The sequence below is a fragment of the Pseudomonas sp. LAP_36 genome, from assembly GCF_019456785.1.
Lineage (GTDB): Bacteria > Pseudomonadota > Gammaproteobacteria > Pseudomonadales > Pseudomonadaceae > Aquipseudomonas > Aquipseudomonas tritici.
This window is the reverse complement of record NZ_JAHZMS010000002.1, coordinates 326,911-341,455: the sequence shown is the minus strand read 5'-3', so window position 1 is coordinate 341,455 and position 14,545 is coordinate 326,911. Positions and strand designations below refer to the sequence as shown.

General features: G+C 57.3%; 14 protein-coding genes and 1 tRNA gene. 12 read left to right on the top strand and 3 right to left on the bottom strand.

Going from position 1 to position 14,545, the window contains the following annotated elements; all coding sequences use genetic code 11:
• Positions 1 to 98: 98 nt before the first annotated feature.
• The 3 genes from treS to JBO08_RS07165 all read left to right on the top strand — a co-directional run bounded on the left by treS (position 99) and on the right by JBO08_RS07165 (position 4,366).
• The gene (gene treS, locus JBO08_RS07175; protein ID WP_065945275.1) at positions 99 to 2,162 is read left to right on the top strand and encodes a maltose alpha-D-glucosyltransferase; all 2,064 of its coding nucleotides are present in this window, start codon (positions 99 to 101) and stop codon (positions 2,160 to 2,162) included.
• Between the two features lie 273 nt (positions 2,163 to 2,435).
• Positions 2,436 to 3,215 (top strand): GNAT family N-acetyltransferase, encoded by a 780-nt coding sequence (locus JBO08_RS07170; protein WP_258407027.1) that lies wholly within the window; start codon positions 2,436 to 2,438, stop codon positions 3,213 to 3,215.
• Between the two features lie 32 nt (positions 3,216 to 3,247).
• Complete coding sequence (locus JBO08_RS07165; protein WP_220074257.1) at positions 3,248 to 4,366, top strand: acyl-CoA dehydrogenase family protein; 1,119 nt, start codon at positions 3,248 to 3,250, stop codon at positions 4,364 to 4,366.
• Here JBO08_RS07165 and ppk2 read toward each other — a convergent pair.
• On the bottom strand, positions 4,363 to 5,280 hold the full coding sequence (gene ppk2, locus JBO08_RS07160; RefSeq protein WP_220074258.1) for a polyphosphate kinase 2: 918 nt from the start codon (positions 5,278 to 5,280) through the stop codon (positions 4,363 to 4,365). The two genes, JBO08_RS07165 and ppk2, sit on opposite strands and share 4 nt — an antisense overlap.
• Positions 5,281 to 5,465: 185 nt before the next feature.
• Between ppk2 and pstS the strand changes: the two genes are divergently transcribed.
• The 6 genes from pstS to JBO08_RS07130 all read left to right on the top strand — a co-directional run bounded on the left by pstS (position 5,466) and on the right by JBO08_RS07130 (position 10,584).
• Positions 5,466 to 6,494 (top strand): phosphate ABC transporter substrate-binding protein PstS, encoded by a 1,029-nt coding sequence (pstS, locus tag JBO08_RS07155; protein WP_220074259.1) that lies wholly within the window; start codon positions 5,466 to 5,468, stop codon positions 6,492 to 6,494.
• A gap of 74 nt (positions 6,495 to 6,568) precedes the next feature.
• Positions 6,569 to 7,534, top strand: a complete 966-nt coding sequence (gene pstC / locus JBO08_RS07150; protein ID WP_065872992.1) for a phosphate ABC transporter permease subunit PstC — start codon at positions 6,569 to 6,571, stop codon at positions 7,532 to 7,534.
• Positions 7,534 to 8,430, top strand: coding sequence for a phosphate ABC transporter permease PstA (gene pstA, locus JBO08_RS07145; RefSeq protein ID WP_065872993.1), 897 nt, complete (start codon positions 7,534 to 7,536; stop codon positions 8,428 to 8,430). Before pstC ends, pstA begins: the two co-directional genes overlap by 1 nt.
• Positions 8,431 to 8,506: 76 nt before the next feature.
• Positions 8,507 to 9,268 carry a phosphate ABC transporter ATP-binding protein PstB gene (pstB, locus tag JBO08_RS07140; RefSeq protein ID WP_010210300.1) on the top strand — a complete coding sequence of 254 codons (762 nt, stop codon included), beginning with the start codon at positions 8,507 to 8,509 and terminating at the stop codon, positions 9,266 to 9,268.
• Between the two features lie 27 nt (positions 9,269 to 9,295).
• Entirely contained in the window at positions 9,296 to 9,994 is a 699-nt protein-coding gene (locus tag JBO08_RS07135; RefSeq protein WP_220074260.1) for a hypothetical protein, read from the top strand.
• Positions 9,994 to 10,584, top strand: a complete 591-nt coding sequence (locus JBO08_RS07130) for a hypothetical protein (RefSeq protein WP_220074261.1) — start codon at positions 9,994 to 9,996, stop codon at positions 10,582 to 10,584. The genes JBO08_RS07135 and JBO08_RS07130 overlap by 1 nt, the downstream gene beginning before the upstream one ends.
• Positions 10,585 to 10,655: 71 nt before the next feature.
• On the opposite strand, the gene JBO08_RS07125 is transcribed toward JBO08_RS07130, so the two are convergent.
• On the bottom strand, positions 10,656 to 11,261 hold the full coding sequence (locus JBO08_RS07125; protein ID WP_220074262.1) for a cysteine hydrolase: 606 nt from the start codon (positions 11,259 to 11,261) through the stop codon (positions 10,656 to 10,658).
• Between the two features lie 216 nt (positions 11,262 to 11,477).
• On the opposite strand from JBO08_RS07125, the gene JBO08_RS07120 reads away from it, so the two are divergent.
• The 3 genes from JBO08_RS07120 to JBO08_RS07110 all read left to right on the top strand — a co-directional run bounded on the left by JBO08_RS07120 (position 11,478) and on the right by JBO08_RS07110 (position 13,154).
• Positions 11,478 to 12,077: an imm11 family protein gene (locus JBO08_RS07120; protein WP_220074263.1), complete on the top strand. Its 600-nt coding sequence runs from the start codon at positions 11,478 to 11,480 to the stop codon at positions 12,075 to 12,077.
• A 168-nt stretch (positions 12,078 to 12,245) separates the two neighbouring features.
• Positions 12,246 to 12,443 carry a hypothetical protein gene (locus JBO08_RS07115; protein ID WP_065872998.1) on the top strand — a complete coding sequence of 66 codons (198 nt, stop codon included), beginning with the start codon at positions 12,246 to 12,248 and terminating at the stop codon, positions 12,441 to 12,443.
• 624 nt (positions 12,444 to 13,067) lie between these two features.
• Positions 13,068 to 13,154: transfer RNA gene (locus JBO08_RS07110), tRNA-Leu, on the top strand.
• Between the two features lie 388 nt (positions 13,155 to 13,542).
• Here JBO08_RS07110 and choX read toward each other — a convergent pair.
• Positions 13,543 to 14,478: a choline ABC transporter substrate-binding protein gene (gene choX, locus JBO08_RS07105; protein ID WP_220074264.1), complete on the bottom strand. Its 936-nt coding sequence runs from the start codon at positions 14,476 to 14,478 to the stop codon at positions 13,543 to 13,545.
• Between the last annotated feature and the right edge of the window lie 67 nt (positions 14,479 to 14,545).

Here is a 14,545-nt window from a genome sequence, read left to right as displayed (position 1 = left end):
ACTACAGTCCATCGCCAGCACCATCCCGATGCAACGAATGGCCCACACAACCCTCATATGTTCACGAGTAATGCTTCACGACGACAGGTATCAGGCTTATGACGGCGGCTGAAAACAACCATGTGAACTGGCTGGTGGAACAATCGATGCTGCATGCAGCACGCCAGCGGGCCAAGCTCTATTCGGGGCAGGGCCGGTTGTGGCAACAGCCTTACGCACAGACCCGGCCCCGTGATGCGACGGCCTTGTCGTCGGTGTGGTTCACCGCCTACCCGGCGTCGATCGTGACCCGTGAAGGTGGCACGGTATTGGAAGCGCTGGGGGATGAGGCGCTGTGGCACGCCCTGTCGAAAATCGGCATTCAAGGCATCCACAACGGCCCACTGAAAAAGTCCGGCGGCCTGAGCGGAACCGAGCACACGCCGACCATCGACGGCAATTTCGACCGCATCAGCTTCGAGATCGACCCTGAATTGGGCACCGAAGCGCAGTTACAGGCGTTGACGCGCATGGCGGCGGCGCACAATGCGGTGATCATCGACGACGTGATCCCGTCCCACACCGGCAAGGGCGCGGACTTTCGCCTGGCCGAGATGGCGTACGAGGACTATCCCGGCCTTTACCACATGGTGGAAATTCGCGAAGAAGACTGGTCGTTGCTGCCCGACGTGGTCGCGGGGCGCGATGCGCAGAACCTCAGCCCCGTGCAGGTCGATGCGTTGCGTGACAAAAACTACATCGTCGGCCAGTTGCAGCGGGTGATTTTCTTCGAACCCGGCGTCAAGGAAACCGACTGGAGCGCAACCAACGTCGTGCTGGGCGTGGATGGCAAGCCGCGTCGCTGGGTGTACCTGCATTACTTCAAGGAAGGCCAGCCGTCGCTGAATTGGCTGGACCCAACCTTTGCCGCGCAGCAGATGATCATTGGCGATGCGCTGCATGCCATCGACGTAATGGGCGCAAAGATCTTGCGCCTGGATGCCAACGGGTTCCTCGGTGTGGAGCGCAAGCTGGATGGCACGGCCTGGTCCGAGAGCCATCCGCTGTCGATCACCGGCAACCAGTTGTTGGGCGGCGCGATCCGCAAGGCGGGCGGTTTCAGCTTCCAGGAGCTGAACCTCACCGTGGACGACATTGCGTCCATGTCCCATGGCGGTGCCGACCTGTCCTATGACTTCATTACCCGCCCGGCGTACCAGCATGCGCTGTTGATGGGCGACGCCGAGTTCCTGCGCTTGATGCTGCGCGAAATGCACCGCCAGGGCATCGACCCCGGCTCGCTGATCCACGCGTTGCAGAACCACGATGAACTGACCCTGGAACTGGTGCATTTCTGGACGTTGCATGCCCATGACACCTTCCTTTATCAGGGCCAGACCTTCCCCGGTAACATCCTGCGCGAGCACATTCGCGAGCAGATGTACGAACGTTTGGCCGGCGAGCATGCGCCGTATAACCTCAAGTTCGTGACCAATGGCGTGTCGTGCACCACCGCCAGCATCATTACGGCGGCGCTGGGGATTCGTGACCTCGACGCGATTACCCAGGCGGACATCCAGCAAATCCGCCAGATCCATCTGCTGCTGGTGATGTACAACGCGATGCAGCCTGGGGTGTTTGCCTTGTCCGGCTGGGACCTGGTCGGCGCGCTGCCGTTGGCGGCCGAAGAAGTCGAGCATCTGATGCGCGATGGCGATACGCGCTGGATTCATCGCGGCGCGTATGACCTGGTGGATTTGAACCCTGAGGCAGAACTGTCTGCCGGCCATATGCCACGTTCGAAGAGCCTTTACGGCAGCTTGAACAGCCAGTTGCAGGACCCCGAATCCTTCGCTTCGCAACTGCAGAAAATCCTCGCGGTACGCCGTGCCTACGATATCGCGGCCAGTCGCCAGATCCAGGTGCCGGAAGTCGAAAACCCGGGGCTGCTGGTGATGGTCCACGAATTGCCGGCCGGCAAGGGCATACAAATTACTGCGCTGAACTTCGGCGCCATGCCGATCACCGAAACCCTGCATTTGCCTGATATTGCTGCCGGGATGGTGGTGGATATCATCAATGAGCGCGTGGAGGGAGACCTGACGGCGGAGGGGGCGTTCACCATTACCCTGGACGCATATGAGGGGTTGGCGCTGCGGGTGGTCAGTAGTTCACCCCTCTAGCGTTACCGCATCGTGTAGTGAGCGGGCTTGCCCCGCGCTGCCACCCCGCCTATTCAGATAATTCGCGGCGTCTGGTTTTAGGGCTGCTACGCAGCCCAACGCGGGCAAGCCCGCTCGCCACAACCGTGTGAACAAGTGATTTTAATTATTAGGGAAGGGCGTTAAAAGTTCGCGAACGCTTTCAGAGTTTCCTTACGCTGCCTATATAAAACTGCATGTAGTGTCTCGCTCACTACGTGCTGATTAATAGCGCGGTGACTCAAAGGAACAGAAATGCGATCTCAGCCGGTACCCCGTGATGAACATTCAACTGCGCCCGTGCAACGTGCACAGTTAGTGGTCAGTCTCGCCACGACACAAGATGAAGTACGTGAAGTGCAACGCCTGCGTCATCGTGTGTTCACCGACACGTTTAAACTGTCCACACTGGCTGACCCCGAGGCATTAAACACTGATGAGTTCGATGACTATTGCGACCACCTGCTGGTTCGCGACACCCGGACTTCGGCTGTGGTGGGCGCCTATCGCCTGATGGGCCCGGCAGCGGCACAACGCATGGGGCACTATTACTCGGAGAGAGAATTCGATCTCACTGGATTAGAGTCTTTACGCCCCAGAACCGTTGAAGCCATGCATGCGTGTGTCCACCCCGAGTACCGCAGTGGCAGCGTGATCATGATGCTGTGGTCAGGCCTGGCGAGGTATATGGAGCGCGAGGGCTGTGACCATTTGATGGGGTGCGCGAGTGTGAGCCTGTCCGGTGGAGGCCACAATGCGGCGGCGTTGTACCGCAGCTTCACCTCGGAAAATCTGGCGCCTGCCGACTATCGGGTACTCCCCCACATACCCTTTCCTATTGAGGCATTCGAGCCTGGGTATATACCGCGCATGCCACCGTTGCTCAAAGGTTATTTACGCAGCGGTGGCTGGGTATGTGGTGTGCCTGCGTGGGATAAGGAATTTAACGTTGCGGACTTTTTTATCTTATTGCCGCTGTCGAAGTTGGACAGTCGTTATGCACGGCATTACTTGAAGTCTCAACAGTCGTTTTGAGGTTCGGTTGATAGTTTAAGGGTTTAATGAATATGGTGTTGAAAGAAGAAAGAGCTGTCGCGTTAATCTGTATTCCCGAGTTATTGACTGTTCTCGAGGCTGCCTCACTTATTGAACTTGAACGGGGAGGGTCCAAACAACTGGCGACGTTGTTTCGAACGTTGGGTGCTCCCGGGCTATCCATTGCCCACGCATTGGGCGGCGGAGGTGTCAGCGCGGTGAACCTGGCGCAGGTGCATACGTGGGTCGGCGCGCATTGCCCTTCTTTGGCGGTGATGATGACCATGCATCACCATACCGTTGCCGGCATGATGGCGGCGAGTCAGTTTTTCCCCGACATTCAAGGGCTGTTAAGCGTGGTTGCACGCGACAACCTGCTGGTCGCCTCGGGATTTGCCGAGGGGCGGGCGCACGCCAATATCCTGGAATCCACCTTGTCCGTTGAAAAGACAGCGGCGGGCTACGTGGTAAGCGGCAGCAAAAAGCCGTGCACGATGACGCACCATTTCGACGCGATCACGTTTGGCGTCAACTACGTCGACCCTCAAGGCAAGACCCATATCGGTATCGGCCTGGGGCTAGCAGGCGACCCGAACATCCAGCGGAAACAATTCTGGTCGGTGCCGCATTTGCAGGCGGCGGACAGCCACGAAGTGATCTTCAATAATCTGCTGGTGCCTGAGTCGATGATGTACTTCAGCAACGCCGTCGATAGCCAGTTGGACAATGTTCAACAGGGGACTGGTGAGCACCTGTTTGCCATCTGGTTCCAGTTGCTGGCCTCGGCGTCCTACCTGGGCATGGCGTCTGCGCTGGCATCACGTGCATTGTCGTCCAACAAAGGCTCGCAGGATGATCGCGCGATGCTGCTGATTGATCTGCAGGGCGCCACCATGGCGGTACGCGGCCTGGCGGTGTCGATCGATCAGAATCGCTTTCTGCGCGCTGACCTGGCGCGTGCGCAGGCCACCCGGTTTGCCGTGCAGGAGGCGATCAATCGCATCAGCACGCGTGCGTTCGAAATCCTCGGAGGCATGGCGTTCATGTCGTCCGAGGAAATCGCTTACCTGATGGTTGCAACGCGGGTGCTGGCATTTCACCCCACCTCCAGGCTTGCCAGTGTGCCGTTCTTGTGTGAGCAGCTAAGCTAGTAAAGTTGCGGCACGATGAGTTCCGGTGGCGTCGGGCTGCGCGAATAATCTTCCTGCCGCACGCGCTGCGGCAGTTCGATCACCGGTAGCTCGACTTCTTCATACGGCATCTGGCCAAGCAGGTGGTTGATGCAGTTGAGCCGCGCTTTCTTCTTGTCATCGGCCTGCACCACCCACCACGGGGCTTCGGCGATGTGAGTGCGCTCAAGCATGACTTCCTTGGCCTTGGTATAGGCCTCCCAGCGCCGACGCGACTCCAAGTCCATCGGGCTGAGTTTCCACTGCTTGAGCGGGTCGTGAATGCGGCTGAGAAAGCGCAGGTGCTGTTCCTGGTCGGAGATCGAAAACCAGTACTTGATCAGTTGGATACCGGAGCGGGCGAGCATGCGCTCGAACTCCGGCACGCTGCGGAAGAACTCTTCGTATTGGTCGTCGTTGCAAAACCCCATGACTTGCTCCACGCCCGCGCGGTTGTACCAGCTGCGGTCGAACAGCACGATTTCGCCGGCCGCCGGCAGGTGCGAGACGTAACGCTGGAAGTACCACTGGGTCTGTTCGCGGTCATTCGGCGCAGGCAAGGCGGCAACCCGGCAGACCCTGGGGTTCAGGCGCTGGGTGATGCGCTTGATCACGCCACCTTTGCCGGCGGCATCACGCCCTTCAAACAGAATCACCACTTTGTGGCCGGTCTTCACCACCCAGCTCTGCAATTTCACCAGTTCGCCCTGCAGGCGGAACAGTTCGCTGAAATAAATCCTGCGGGCTGTTTTTTCGCTGCTTTCACCGACGTGCTCGTCGAACAGCGCGTTCAGGTCATGCCCGTCTTCGGACAATTCCAGTTCCAGCTCTTCATCACTGTGATCAAGCAGTTCACGGCGGATGCGCTGCATCAAGGCGTCTTCTACTGAGGACATGGGCGGAACTCGCGTGGTGGGGGATGGCAAAGTCTTAGACGCAATTTGTTACGAACCAATTACAGCAAAATGCGTAATTGCGGCGGGAGAGGGGGACAACAAGGCGTTTTGCCATTCCACATTCATAAAACCGTAACAAGATTGTTGCAGAGTGCCTCAGCCCGTAATCACAAGGATTTTCCTGAATGAAACGTCTGATGAAGTCTGCTGCACTCGCCGTCGCGGTTTCTCTTAGTGCCACCTCGGTATTTGCGGCGGAAAGCGTCCGCCTAACAGGTTCTGGTGCAAGTTTCCCGGCCCCTATCTACCTCACCTGGTTCAAGGACTTCAGCAAGAAGACCGAAGGTGTCACGGTTGACTACCAGTCCAAGGGCAGCGGTGCGGGCGTACAGGACTTCCTGAACAAGACCGTCGATTTCGCCGCCAGTGACTCGGCAATGAAAGACGAAGACATCGCCAAGGTGGCTGAAGGCGCGCAACTGCTGCCGATGACCGCGGGTGAAATCGTGCTGGCGTTCAACCTGCCGGGCAATCCTAAAGAGCTTAAGTTGCCGCGCGATGTTTACTCCAACATCTTCCTGGGCAAGATCACCAAGTGGAACGATCCGAAGATCGCCGCTGCCAACCCAGGCCTGAAGCTGCCTGACATGCCGATCACCGTGGTTGTGCGTGCAGACTCCAGCGGCACCACCGCTGTGTTCACCAAGCACTTGGCTGCGATCAACCCTGAGTTCCAGAAGGACTTGGGCGAAGGCAACACCGTTAACTGGCCCGCCAGCGACAAGTTCATCAAATCGCCGAAAAACGATGGCGTAACCGCGACCGTTCGCCAGACTCCAGGCGCCATCGGCTACATCGAATACGGCTTCGCCAAACTGGCCAAGGTCGACTTCGCCCAGTTGCAGAACAAGGCCGGTAAATACGTTGTGCCTAACGCCGAAAGCGGTGCAGAAGCCCTGGCTGCGGTGAAAATGCCGGAAAGCCTGGTGGCCTGGTTGCCGGATCCGGATGGCGCCAAGTCCTACCCGATCACTTCCTACACCTGGATGATCTTCCGCAAGAAAAACGAGAGCCCGGCCAAAGCCAAGGCCATGCGTGAAATGGTCGAGTACAGCCTGACCGAAGGCCAGAAAATCGCCGATTCGATGGGCTACATCCCGCTGCCGCCATCGGTTGTCGAGCAAGTTCGCAAAGCTTCCGCCAACATTCAGTAAGGCTTGCCAGGCCACCCCCGGCATGGGCTGTCAGCCAGGCCGGGCGTGTTCCCCCCTTGTTCCGGAATTAGCCAATGAACTCACCTTTTGTCGTACCGGTTAACCCGGACTCTGCGTGCCAGCCACCTTCTACGAAGGACTTCCTGGTTGACCGCACCTTCCGTGCGCTTGCACGCATAGGCGTAGTGCTGGTGCTGGCGCTGGTTTTCGCGCTGGTCTTCGAAGTAGGGCGCAAGGCACTTCCCGGCATGGAAAAGCACGGCTTTGATGTGCTGTTCGGCAGTGTCTGGGACGTAAACCAAGGTAAATACGGCATTCTGCCAGCTATTTGGGGCACGCTTTACAGTGCCTTCATCGCGTTGCTGATCGCAGGTTTTTTCGGCGTCAGCATGGCGATTTTCCTGACCCAGGATTTTTTACCGGCCAAGCTGGCGGCGGTGTTTCGCACCATCGTTGAACTGCTCGCCGCGATCCCCAGCGTCGTTTACGGCCTCTGGGGCATTTATGTGGTGATCCCGGCCATCCGCCCGCTGACGGCGTGGCTGAATACCGAGCTCGGCTGGATTCCTTTTTTCGGCACATCCTTGAGCGGGCCGGGCCTGTTACCGGCAGCACTGGTACTGGCGATTATGATTCTGCCGACCATCGCCGCCGTTTCCCAGGACGCCCTCACGGGTGTGCCGATGAAAACCAAGCAAGCCGCCTACGGCATGGGCACCACCCACTGGGAAGCGATTCTCAAGGTAATGGTGCCATCCGCTGCCACCGGCATCTTTGGTTCGCTGGTACTGGGCCTCGGCCGCGCATTGGGTGAAACCATGGCGCTGGCCATGCTGGTCGGCAACGCGAACAACATCTCCCTTTCGCTGTTTGCCCCGGCCAATACGCTGGCGGCCTTGTTGGCGCTGAACTTCCCCGAAGCCGGCCCGAACGAGATCGAAGTGTTGATGTACGCCGCACTGGTGCTGATGTTTATCACGCTGCTGGTAAACATTATCGGTTCGATGATCATGGTCTACGCCCAGCGGGGGACTAAATAATGACTGACCTCTCGTCTCCACTCACCACCGCGATGCCGAGCCTGCAACGTCGGTTCGAAGGCCGTGCCCTGCGCAGCCTGATCTTGACCAGCCTGGTGTGGTTTGGTGCGCTGCTGGCCGCCGTGCCGCTGATTTCGGTGCTCTACATGCTGATCACCCGTGGTGGTGCTCGCCTGAGCCTGGAAGTGTTCACCGAGCTGCCACCGACTGGGTTCGAGACCGGCGGTGGCTTCGGCAACGCGATGGCAGGTACGTTCGTCATGGTCGGTATCGCTGCCGCCATCGCGGTGCCCGTCGGCATCATGGCGGCGATTTTCCTGGCGGAACTGGGCCCCGACAGCAAGCTGGCGAACGCCTCGCGCTTTGCCGCAAAAATGCTCACCGGCTTGCCGTCGATCCTGGCGGGTGTGTTTGCCTACGCGCTGGTGGTGATGACCACCGGGACTTACTCGGCACCGGCAGGTGGCGTTGCGCTGGCCGTGCTGATGCTGCCTATCGTGGTACTGACGGCTGAAGAGTCGATGAGGATGGTGCCCAAGATCATGAAGGATGCCGCCTACGGTATGGGCTGCACCCGTTCGCAGGTGATCTGGAAAATCGTCTTGCCCACCGGCATGCCAGCGATCCTTACCGGCGTCATGCTCGCCGTGGCCCGCGCCGCCGGCGAAACCGCGCCGCTGTTGTTCACTGCGCTGTTCAGCAACTACTGGATCTACCACGACGGCAACCTGGCGGTGATGAACCCGACGGCCTCCCTTGCCGTGCTGATCTACAACTTCTCCGGCATGCCCTTCGACAACCAGCTTGAGCTCGCATGGGCGGCCTCGTTGGTGCTGGTAATGATCGTGCTGGTCGTGAATATCGTGAGCCGTATTTTCGGCAAGCCCAAGTATTAAGAACGGGAGCACCTGAATTTTGAACGTATCATCTGCGCAAATAGCCGCTCCGTTTATCACCCAGTCGCCTGTGGTCATGGACTGCAAGCTGGACAAGATTTTCTACGGCAACTTCATGGCGGTGCGTGATAGCCATGTGCCGATCGAGAAAAACAAGATCACGGGCTTTATCGGCCCGTCCGGCTGTGGCAAATCAACTGTGTTGCGTAGCCTCAACCGCATGAATGACCTGGTTAAGGGCTTCCGCTTCGAAGGCCACGTGCATTTCCTGGGCCAGGACGTGTATGGCAAGGGCGTTGACCCGGTAGTCGTGCGCCGCTACATCGGTATGGTGTTCCAACAGCCGAACCCGTTCTCGATGAGCATTTTCGACAACGTGGCCTTTGGCCTGCGCCTCAACCGCTACAAGGGCGACCTCGGCGACCGTGTCAAGCACGCGTTGCAAGGTGCTGCCTTGTGGGATGAGGTCAAGGACAAGCTCAAGGTCAGCGGCCTGTCGCTCTCGGGCGGCCAGCAGCAACGCCTGTGTATCGCCCGCGCCATCGCCACCGAGCCGGAAGTATTGTTGCTGGATGAGCCTTGCTCGGCGCTTGACCCGATTGCCACTCGCCGGGTCGAGGAGCTGATGGTCGAGTTGAAGAAGGATTACACCATCGCGCTGGTGACGCACAACATGCAGCAGGCGATTCGTGTGGCAGATACCACCGCGTTTTTCTCGGTGGATATTTCCCAAGGCACTCGCACCGGCTATCTGGTGGAAATGGGCCCGACCGCGCAGATTTTCGAAAACCCGCGCGAACAAATGACCGGGGACTACATCAGCGGCAAGTTCAGCTGACCCATGCACCGTTTTTCAGGATTGCCAATGACTGCAACACGTCGTCTTGATTTGCTCGCGATCGAACGCGCACTGCGTAAGGTACAGAGCCGTTTTGCCCAGCTCAGCCAGGACTTTACCGAGCCACGCGACCCGCTGACAGACGAAGTGCTGCAGAATGTGCTTGATGGCTATGCCCTGATTGACGACTATGTGGCGCGGGGTGTCGACCTGTTCGACCTTCAGCAACTGAACCTGATGCTGGAGATCAATGCCACCGTGCTCTGTGGCAAAGACCCGCTACGCCGGCAGGAATACGCGCAACACCTGCTGGCGACCGAAGTGCATTTTTTCAACAATGTCGAGGGTGGCATCAAGGACTTGTATAACTGGTACTGCAAGCACCACAGTGAATCGGTGTGGAAGCGCGCAGCTGGTGTCTACGTGCGAGTCCTCAGCAAGCCGCAATTGTTCATTGAAGGCAATCACCGCAGTGGGTCGCTGATCGTCAGCTACCTGCTGATGCGCGAGGGGTTGCCGCCCTTCGTATTGACGCTGGACAACGCCGAGGGCTACTTCAACCCGTCCTCGGTCATACGCAACTCCGCCAAGCATGGCGTCATGGCGCTGTATGAGTTGCCCAAGATCAAGAAAAAGTATGCTGCGTTCCTGGAAGATAATGCCCCTGATCCAATGGAGTTTTTCCTGAGCGACACACCAGCGCCCGTCTATCAGGGGGGCCATTGATGGGAAGGTATCCAGTGCTCGACACAGTCAAGCGTGTGTTCAAGCGCCAGCGCATCCGTATCTCGTTCGATATCGATGACACGCTGGCTTGCCAGCTTCACCACAGCGCGACCGAACACAGCCGTTTGCCGGCGTGTGTGCACCGTTGGCTGGGCGAGCCGCTGCGCAGCGGAACCCGCGCACTGACCCGCGAACTGCGTCGCCAAGGCTGCAGCGTCTGGGTCTACACCTCATCCGGGCGGACCCCGTCCTACATACGCCGCTGGTTGTTGCTGTATGGCATCCACGTCGACGGTGTGGTCAACAGCGTGCGGCACAACCAGGCCCTCACCGAGCGCGGACTGTTGAATACCCCGTCAAAATTGCCGTCGGCGTTCGACATCGACTTGCATGTCGATGATTCCGAGGGCGTTCAGCTTGAAGGCTTCGATCACGGTTTTCGCGTCGTGGTTGTGGACCCGGAAGACGAGCAATGGGCGCAACGCGTGCTGGATGCCGTCGCACACCTGCAGGCACAGCTCGCCCGGCAACAACCGCAGAGGCACAAACTGCCGGTGCCGGCTTATCCGGGGCTGACGTTGAACGGGTAAGGTGGAACGGTTGTGCATGAAGAGCGTTAAGCAAGGGGGCGACTGACCAATCAGTCGCCCCCTTTTTTTGCTTATTTGGCGCTCAACGCCCCGAGAAACGCGGTATGCCGCATTGCCTGCGAAAACATCGGCAACGTGAAGTTTTCAGCGGCCTTTTGTTGCTCATCGGTGAACGTCGCCGTGCAGTCGGTCAAGGTCACTACGTTGTAGCCCTTCTCATAGCCTGATCGAACCGTACCTTCGACGCAGCAATTGGTCAGAAACCCCGCCACCACCAGGTTCTGGATGCCATTGTTGCGCAGCACAAGGTCCAGGCCAGTGGTGGCAAAGCCATCCAGCCCGCGCTTGCCTTCCACGAGAATATCGCCGGGCTCACGCGTCACGGCGTCGGTGATCTCGGCACCCCAACTGCCGGTGCGAAAGGCGCTGCCGTCAGCTACACCCTTGAGAATCCCGTAATCGCGTGTTGTCAGCTCTGGATAGCCCTCGGCGAACTGGATCGGCAGGTGGATGATCTTCACGCCCAGCTTGCGCGCTTGCTGCACGGTGGTTGCGGTGTTGGCCAGCATGTCTGACTGGTGCATCACATCTTTGACTGCGTCATGGAACACGCCACCAGGGGTGGTGAAATCGTTCTGGAATTCGATCAAGACAAGGGCGGTGGCGTGTGGATTCATGGTGAGTCTCCGAATAGGGGAGCAGTTGGTGTTCAGCGCCAATGACTCACCAGACGGTGAGTGGGCGACGTCGACGCATAAGATGATGCGTTGGGAGCGTAGAGCCATCTGAGCATACCTGCACCCGTCGGAACAGATTTTTGAGTCACGCGGTCTTAGCGACGTTATCCTTTTAAGCTGCGCTCGGTGAATAAACGGGGCTCTTGGAGAGTACGTGTGAAGTATTACTGGCTCAGGCAGGACATTATGATGGCGGACAAATGGACGCTTGGCGACGTACGGCACGTCAATAACTGGCACTTCAGAGAGCCGCCCGTTAATTTCATGGAGCCTGGGACTTACACGTTGGATGTGCGTTTTGAAGGCGCTGAGGTGGACTATTCACTGGCGGGTTATGCCAGTGTGCCGGTGTTGAGTTCGAAGGCCTGTCAGGCGCTGTCCGGGTTGCCGGAAGTGGACGAGCCTTATTGCAATGTCGTATTCGAGCCTGTGCTGATTGCAAATAAAGAAGTCCGGGGTGCCTACTTTCTTATGATCATTGAGACACAAATAGACTGTGTCGATGAGCAAAGATCTAACTTCAAGAAGTTCGAACCCGATGACCCTGTGAGACCCGATCTGGCGGGTGAGTATCGAGCATTCACCCGGCTTGTGATTGACCCTGAAAAAATCGGCGATCAGCACATTTTCAGAGTGAAAAAATATTCGGGCGCGATAATAGTCAGTGACGAGGTCAAGCGTCGGCTAGAGAACGTTGGTGCCGCAGGAATGCTTTTTGAATCCGTGTCGGGTGACGACAGAGGTGGGAATGCGTGAAGCGCCTGGCCGCACAAATGATGATTAAGAACAGTGCGCGTAGGTTGCTGGAGCGATTCACTATCGAGGCATCAGACGTCACCGTTCGTCCAAACCTTTGCACTCGCCGTAACCGGCCCACTCTTATGTTTACGCGCGGATGTTCCGAGCTTAGAACGGAGAGCCAGCATGGAAATCGACAGAAATGCCCCCGGGAACATTTCACAGCAGGACGTAACCCGCGGCACAGATAATGAAGCCGGGCACGATCCGAAGCGCGATGAGGACAACATCCCGCTGCCGCCGGACGACGAGGCACCTCTTGAAGAAGATATGTCTGACGTGGATGCTGCCGATTCGGTAGCGAGCGAGCACCCCGACAACTGATCGGCCTCACAGAACAACAATCCCGACGTCTGCGTCGGGATTGTTGTTTGTGCGTTGAGCGCTATGAAACCTCAGGGGCGGAAGGCTTCGGCGGCGGCCTCAAATTCGAAGTGCGGATGTACCTGCCAAGTATCCACAAGCCACTACCCACAGCGGCCAATACGCCAGATAAGAGCAAATCAGCCAGGCCTTCTCCGGTCTTCTCGGGCGTCACAAATCTGGAGAGTATTTTCACCCATGCAGGAACACTCATGTAGACGGTCAGTATCCAGAACACCACGGACGTCGCATAAACCGGTATCGAAAGGGTCGTGCGTAGCCAGGCAGGGGCCTTATTCATCAGCAATTACGTCCTTGTTGGTCTGGGGGGCAGAAGGCGGTGGCGATTGCGATCCCCTGCGTGAGCCCATTTTGCGTTGCTTGCATTTCGTTGCGAGGGCGTGAAGATAGCAGGGCGGGCGATGCATCGAGGCACGAAAATCTCAGTTTTTCCTTCGTTATCTTCATCTAGATCACTGATCTAACGAGCTTTTTCGCCCGAGTCGTGGTGCAAGAAAGCTGCCTTGCGACCTTGCGCCGACGCGACTGGATCTATATATTCCCAACCCTGCAACACGCGCTGCCGCCCGAATGGCGAAACTGGTAGACGCATGGGACTTAAAATCCCCCGCTCGTAAGGGCGTCCCGGTTCGATTCCGGGTTCGGGCACCATCTAAAATCAAGGGTCTGCGAGCGAAAGCTAATGCAGGCCCTTGTTTGTTTCCGGTCCGCAATTTCAAATGTCGCTCCGCAACTCACTTAGTTGGCGTGACCTTTGAGGGCTCTCACTTCGAGAACTTAGACATTCGCTACACCACGGCCAACCAGCGACATCCAGCATTGCGGTTTCTGTATGTAGAACTCGGCCGCGTCATTGGTGGTGAGGCTGTCCTTGGTTAGCGATAGCCCCTAGGAGCATTCGAGGTTTTTTCAGTAAGCGTCCGGTTAAGGCACGTTGCGATGAGTAAACGCCTGGCAATTGGCTACATATGGCTCCCTCAGCGAGCCTCCAACTGCGGATTTTCGATAAAAAAAGCCGCTTCACTGAAGCGGCTTTTCTTTACTTGGAGATGTTTGCTAATACTGCTGCTTTCGCGTCTTTACCGTCGACGGTAGTCACACCCGCCAGCCAGCTATCCAGAGTCTCAGGATGAGCGGCCAGCCATTTTTTCGCTGCACTCAAAGCGGGCTCCTTTTTGTCGAGGGAGTTCATGATGCTGCTCTCCATGTCGACCGTGAATTTCAGATTGCTGTACAACTTGCCAACGTTACCGCAGCGCTCGGCATAGCCTTTGGATGTGATGGTTTTGACCGTTGCTGCGCCGAAATCGGGACCGAAGGAATCATCACCACCCGTTAGATACACGATGTCCATGTTCACGTTCATTGGGTGAGGCGCCCACGCCAGGAACACAATGGGCTTCTTGCGTTGAATCGAGCGAGCTACCTCTTGGATCATGCCTGCTTCACCAGACTCGACCAGTTTGAAATCCTTCAAACCATACGAGTTGTCCTTGATGATCTTCTGCACCAACGTGTTTCCGCCGCTACCAGGCTGGATGCCGTAAATGCGGCCTCCGAGTGGGTCTTTAAATTTCTCGATGTCCTTGAAATCCTTCAACCCCTCATCGGCCAGAAATTTTGGAACTGCGAGTGTGTATTTTGCACCGGTGAGGTTAGGGGCCGGGAGAACGGACAAAGAGTCCTTTAGGGGGGTAATCAGAGGATCCTGAGATGGCGACCAGTAGTTAATGAACGTATCCAGCTTGCCATCGCTAAGAGACTTCAGAACGATTGGCAGTGAAAGCATATTGTCCTCAAATTTGTACCCCAGACCTTCGGCCACCACCTGAGTTAATGCATTTGTCGATATTCCATCAAGCCACCCCACGTTCGCGGTCTTGATGACTTGGCAACTACTGGGTTCTTGAGCCATAACCAACACGCTTTGAGATGCCAAGGTTACTGCGATCACGGTTTTGTAAAACTTGTTCATCCGACTCCCCTCTAGAGTTGCACTAAGTCTGTTTGACGTATCTGGATGGCAGACTCAAATTTGCACG

Excerpts from the sequence above, each read along its gene's own strand:
- treS (WP_065945275.1), top strand. The coding sequence starts at position 99 with ATGACGGCGGCTGAAAACAACCATGTGAACTGGCTGGTGGAACAATCG.
- JBO08_RS07170 (WP_258407027.1), top strand. The coding sequence starts at position 2,436 with ATGCGATCTCAGCCGGTACCCCGTGATGAACATTCAACTGCGCCCGTG.
- JBO08_RS07165 (WP_220074257.1), top strand. The coding sequence starts at position 3,248 with ATGGTGTTGAAAGAAGAAAGAGCTGTCGCGTTAATCTGTATTCCCGAG.
- ppk2 (WP_220074258.1), bottom strand. The coding sequence starts at position 5,280 with ATGTCCTCAGTAGAAGACGCCTTGATGCAGCGCATCCGCCGTGAACTG.
- pstS (WP_220074259.1), top strand. The coding sequence starts at position 5,466 with ATGAAACGTCTGATGAAGTCTGCTGCACTCGCCGTCGCGGTTTCTCTT.
- pstC (WP_065872992.1), top strand. The coding sequence starts at position 6,569 with ATGAACTCACCTTTTGTCGTACCGGTTAACCCGGACTCTGCGTGCCAG.
- pstA (WP_065872993.1), top strand. The coding sequence starts at position 7,534 with ATGACTGACCTCTCGTCTCCACTCACCACCGCGATGCCGAGCCTGCAA.
- pstB (WP_010210300.1), top strand. The coding sequence starts at position 8,507 with ATGGACTGCAAGCTGGACAAGATTTTCTACGGCAACTTCATGGCGGTG.
- JBO08_RS07135 (WP_220074260.1), top strand. The coding sequence starts at position 9,296 with ATGACTGCAACACGTCGTCTTGATTTGCTCGCGATCGAACGCGCACTG.
- JBO08_RS07130 (WP_220074261.1), top strand. The coding sequence starts at position 9,994 with ATGGGAAGGTATCCAGTGCTCGACACAGTCAAGCGTGTGTTCAAGCGC.
- JBO08_RS07125 (WP_220074262.1), bottom strand. The coding sequence starts at position 11,261 with ATGAATCCACACGCCACCGCCCTTGTCTTGATCGAATTCCAGAACGAT.
- JBO08_RS07115 (WP_065872998.1), top strand. The coding sequence starts at position 12,246 with ATGGAAATCGACAGAAATGCCCCCGGGAACATTTCACAGCAGGACGTA.
- choX (WP_220074264.1), bottom strand. The coding sequence starts at position 14,478 with ATGAACAAGTTTTACAAAACCGTGATCGCAGTAACCTTGGCATCTCAA.